Annotated in this window: 2 protein-coding genes; one reads left to right on the top strand and one right to left on the bottom strand. The window is 29.7% G+C overall.

The features are described from left to right. Positions 1-342: 342 nt before the first annotated feature. Complete coding sequence (locus tag HGI79_RS21910) at positions 343-2,346, bottom strand: triple tyrosine motif-containing protein (protein WP_185652796.1); 2,004 nt, start codon at positions 2,344-2,346, stop codon at positions 343-345. A gap of 413 nt (positions 2,347-2,759) precedes the next feature. Here HGI79_RS21910 and pulA point away from each other — a divergent pair, with 413 nt between their 5' ends. Then, positions 2,760-4,862, top strand: a complete 2,103-nt coding sequence (gene pulA / locus HGI79_RS21905; RefSeq protein ID WP_185652795.1) for a type I pullulanase — start codon at positions 2,760-2,762, stop codon at positions 4,860-4,862. Positions 4,863-5,147: the final 285 nt, after the last annotated feature.

Genomic DNA, 5,147 nt, shown 5'->3' with positions numbered 1-5,147 from the left:
CAGATTTTGTATGTCTGCTTAACCGATTCGCACAAAATCACAGATTTTGGCTCTCTGCTTAAGTTGGAGTAAAGAGCGGCTACGTCCCTGGATTCTTAGTTTCACTTTATATATCGAATTCTGTGCCCAAAACTTTATTGTTAAACTATTACAGTTTATAGGGAATCAGACTTAAAATTTAAATTGTACGTAGGGATATGTTACCAAAACTGAAAGCACATTTAAAAACTTTTTTATCAGTCTTAGTAAAGTATTTTAGACTGATTAAAAGTTTTCAACGTGCTGAAGTTTGGTAACATATCCTGGAGTATAATTTAAATTTCAAGTCTGGAACTATGTCATTCACTCAACGCTAAAGGTAAATATATCATAATCTTCATAAGATACCTTGCTATATTGACTTTTAGCTAAGACTAATACTCTGTATTCATCCTTACAAAATGGAATAAAGGTATAATAGTTTTTCTTACTGTAATTTTGCACTAAATTCCAGTCTTCTTTTTCCATCATATAAAATTCATATATTATATCTTTTCCACCTTCACTAGTTGTAGAAAAGCTTATAGCTTCGTTACATAAAAACTTTACCTTATCACATTTTATTTTAGTATTAGTTACAGGCATTGCTTCCATCACTTCTACTCTTATCTCTTTTTTACTATCAAATATTTTATCACTTTCCTTATTTTTTGCCAAAATCTCTACAGTATAGATTCCTCCATACTTTGGAGTAAACATATAACTTTTTTCATCAACATAATCTGATTCCTCAACCCTGTGGCCGTTTATATTTAGTATATATTTAACAACTACATTGGATGTATTACGGATGACTGTATTTAACGTAATGGTATCCCCTACTATATATTTTTCCCTTAGAGATAAGAGAATGTAATCTATATGAGCCGGAATACATTTAAATACATCTATATTTATTATAGAATGACAGTCAAACTCTCTAGCTGAATACTTGTCCTTAACTCTAGCTTCAAGTTGGTATTGCCCCTGTTCCTTTGGAATAAAATCTATCCAATTACATACACCATAATTTACTTGATCAAGTTGTTTATTATTCTTTTTTATTATAAAAGAATACCTTAGATCGATTCCTCCAGATGCATTAATTTTCACTCTAACTTTTTCATTACATAAGACACTATCTTTTTTATCCACTAATAATTCATTTATCTTAACTGGTTCTCTACTTTTCTCATCTATGGTGAAATTAATACAATCCTTAGCTTCATAGTTCCCATCATAGGACTTATCTTTTACCCATAATGTTATGCTATATTCCCCTGGCGCTTTACTTTTCCACAGGTATGTATTTCTTCTAGTATAGCCTGAATCTTCACTATGATTTCCATCAATTATAAATCTATAGAATAGCTCTTTTCCACCAACCACATCTGCTTTAAAGGTTACTCCAGCTTCACATAATTGAGGGGAATTTAAATCTGCAGTAAAATTTTTTATAAAGATTTCCTTATACTTCTTTACTTTGAAGTTTATTACTGCTCTATCATCAAAGCTATTAGTAGAATACATATCTTTAACAAGACATAAAAGCCTGTAGTTTCCACTTTGTTTCTCTGTGTAACTTATAATTTTTTTAGTTGAATAATCTTGGATACATTCAATCTTTCCATCGGGATCTATTTTTATAAATTTGTATAGTATGGTCCTATTCTCCTCATAGGAAGCTTCCACTTTAAATACAAGTTCAGAATCCTCAATAATATCTTTTGTTAAACACTTAAAATCAGTTATTTCTACATTTTTTAGAGGTAACACCTCAAATTCTATAGTTTGAAAATCATCAAATTTATTTTTTGAATCAATATTCTTACATTCCACTAGTATCTGTCCCTTTCCTGTTGATTTAACCACCCATGAAATAGTATTATCAGCAGAATATTCTTTTATAATTTTCCATTCATCCTTTACTCTTAACCAATATCTAAACATAAGGGGAACTTTATTTGTATTTACACATAAATTAAGTTTTTCACCTAAATTTAATGTATTTTTATCTAAATTAATACTATCAATGAGCTTATTTTCAACTCTCCCTATTATATAATCTATTTTTGATACATAATCAAAGCTTCTTTCCCCATTTATTTTTTTAGCTTGTACCATTATTATATATCTGCCATCTTCACCTGGCATCCATTCAATTTGTGTTTCTTCACTAAAATCTCTTATTGTATTCCAAGTTCCATTATATCCAATTATGTACTTATACAATAGGTTTTCTTCTAAGTTGTTTTCCACATTTATAACTATTTTTGAATTCTTTTCTTGTGGACTTTCTAGGTTGCAAATTATATCTAATCCATTCATCATTACACTCATCCCCTGTATAACATATCATCTAAATTATATTATACTATAATTCCATATTCTGTAATAGGTTTTTATTAACATTTATATTATAATTTAATAATTTAATAATATATTTATTATATACTTTAAAATTTTGATTCTTATCCCGTAGCTAATGATCTCTAATACTCTCTCTTCTATAATCGGGAGACAAAAGGTGCTAAGCTCTGGGATTCGTTCAATTAAGAATTATGTAGGATAAAAATCTACCTGATTCAAGTTTGACTTTATCTTTAAAGTAAATATACTGATTGAAATATGTAATGGTATTTCTTATAAAGATGAAGTTTTAAATGTGTTAATGCAACTTTTTAACTATAACAATATTGGGTATACTTAATATAGAGGATACTTGAATGGAGGGTACTTAAATGAAAATTTTTAGTGCTTCGTTAGAAAATTTTGACAAAGTTAAAATTTCAGTAGACAATTCTAGTGAGTTTAGATCTTATAAATTTCAAATTAAGAATGGTAACGAGGACTTATATGCTAAAAAATATTCTATAACCGAAAATTATATAACTTTGACTTTAAATAAAGAAATAAACATAAAAAGTCTATGCTTTGTAATGTATGAAAATTTGTGTGTAAAAACAAGTTATATTCCTCTGTTTTCAACTAAAGATTTTGATGATAAGTTCTATCATCATTCAATACTTGGTGCTAATTACACTAAGCAATCTACAATATTTAGATTATGGTCTCCTGCAGCATCTTATATTAACCTAATTCTTTATGATAAAACTGATCCCTATGGTTACAAAAATCAAACTAAAATTTCTATGAAGGAAAATAACGGGTTATGGTACGTATCAGTAAAAGGAGATCTTCATGGATGTTACTATAACTATGAAGTAAATGTCTATAATAATGTAAGTGAAGTTGTAGATCCCTACGCTAAAGCAGTTGGTGCTAACGGTACTAGAGGAGCTATAATAAATATGAAGCAAACCAATCCTGAGGGTTGGGATGAGGATATACCGCCTCTAGTATCAAACTTTACAGATGCAATCATTTATGAGGCAAGTATTCGTGATATGTCCTCCCACCCTAACAGCGGTGTGAAAAACAAATGTAAATTTTTGTCTATGACAGAAAATAACACAACAAATAAAAATGTTTCAACTTGTTTAGAGCATATAAAAGAATTAGGCATAACACATGTACAGCTTATGCCTATATTTGACTTTAGTTATACTAGTGTAGATGAAAAAAATCCTACTCTATATAATTGGGGATATGATCCTCAAAATTATAACGTTCCAGAAGGCAGCTACTCCACTGATCCCTATAACCCTATATGCAGAATACTAGAACTTAAGACTATGATTCAACATCTTCATAAAAATGGTATTTGCATTAATATGGATGTAGTATATAACCACGTAGCTGATGTTACAAGCAGCAGTTTTGAAAAAATTTTTCCCGAGTACTATTTTAGATTTTATGATGACTCTAAACTATCAAATGGAAGTGGCTGTGGTAATGACGTTGCTTCTGAACACTCCATGGTAAGAAAATTTATAATAGATTCGGTGACTTATTGGATAAACGAATATCATATAGATGGATTGAGATTTGATTTGATGGGACTACTTGATATAACTACTATGAACTCAATACGAACTAAAGTGAATACCACTGGAAAAACTATAATGATCTATGGAGAGGGTTGGGATTTAGATACTTCATTGAATAAAAATATAAAAGCTGCTAGCTATAACTATAAAAAACTTCCTTATATAGGCTTCTTTAATGACAAAATAAGAAATTGTGTAAAGGGAGACGTATTTGACATAACAGATAAAGGCTTTGCCACGGGTAAATTTCTTTTAGAAGAAGAATTGAAGAACTGCATAAGCTGTAAACAATTGCCTCCAAATCAATCTATAAACTATATTTCCTGTCATGACAATCATACTCTTTGGGATAAGATAACCCTGAGTTGTCCGAATACAGATACAGAACAAAAGAAAAGAATATTGAAGTTATGTGCTGCAATATTATTCACCTCACAAGGAATTCCCTTTATGCTCTCAGGTGAAGAATTCTGTAGAACTAAAAAAGGTGAGGCAAACAGCTTCAATAAACCTGATAATATAAACTGGATGGATTGGGACAGAAAACTTGAGTTTATAGATATATTTTACTACTATAAGGAGCTTATTTACATAAGAAAGAATCATCCTGCCTTCAGAATGAACACCTATGAAGATATAGAAAGAAACCTAATATTTGTGGAAAATACACCTAAAAATACTGTTGCTTTTATTCTAAAAGATTATGCAAAGGGAGATTCTTGGAAGGATATACTGGTTATATATAATGCCAATAGAGAATCTGTGAATATACAAATACCTGAAGGACCTTGGAATGTTGCTCTAGGTCAATGTATTAACTCGGTTAACAAAACAATTTTAGGAAATATTATTGAGCTAGAAGGAATTTCATCAAGTATACTATTTAAATTCTAATTTCAGTTAAAATTTAGGTATACTGCAAAGTGGAAACTTAAATTATACGTAGGGATGTGTTACCAAAACTGAAAGCACATTTAAAAACTTTTTTATCAGTCTTAGTGAAGTGTTTTAGAAAAACTTAGAATCTTATATATGTTTGAGCGTAGCGAGTTTATATAAGATTCTTAGTTTTTCTTATGAAACTCCTCTTCCTTACAGTCAGAGGAGTAAGCGATTCGCACAAAATCACAGATTTTGGCTCTCTGCTTAAATACGAACTTTAGACTGATTAAAAGTTTT

It is taken from the genome of Clostridium sp. DJ247, assembly GCF_014231265.1.
The sequence above is the reverse complement of the archived record's forward strand: the minus strand, read 5'-3'. Positions and strand labels throughout refer to the sequence as shown.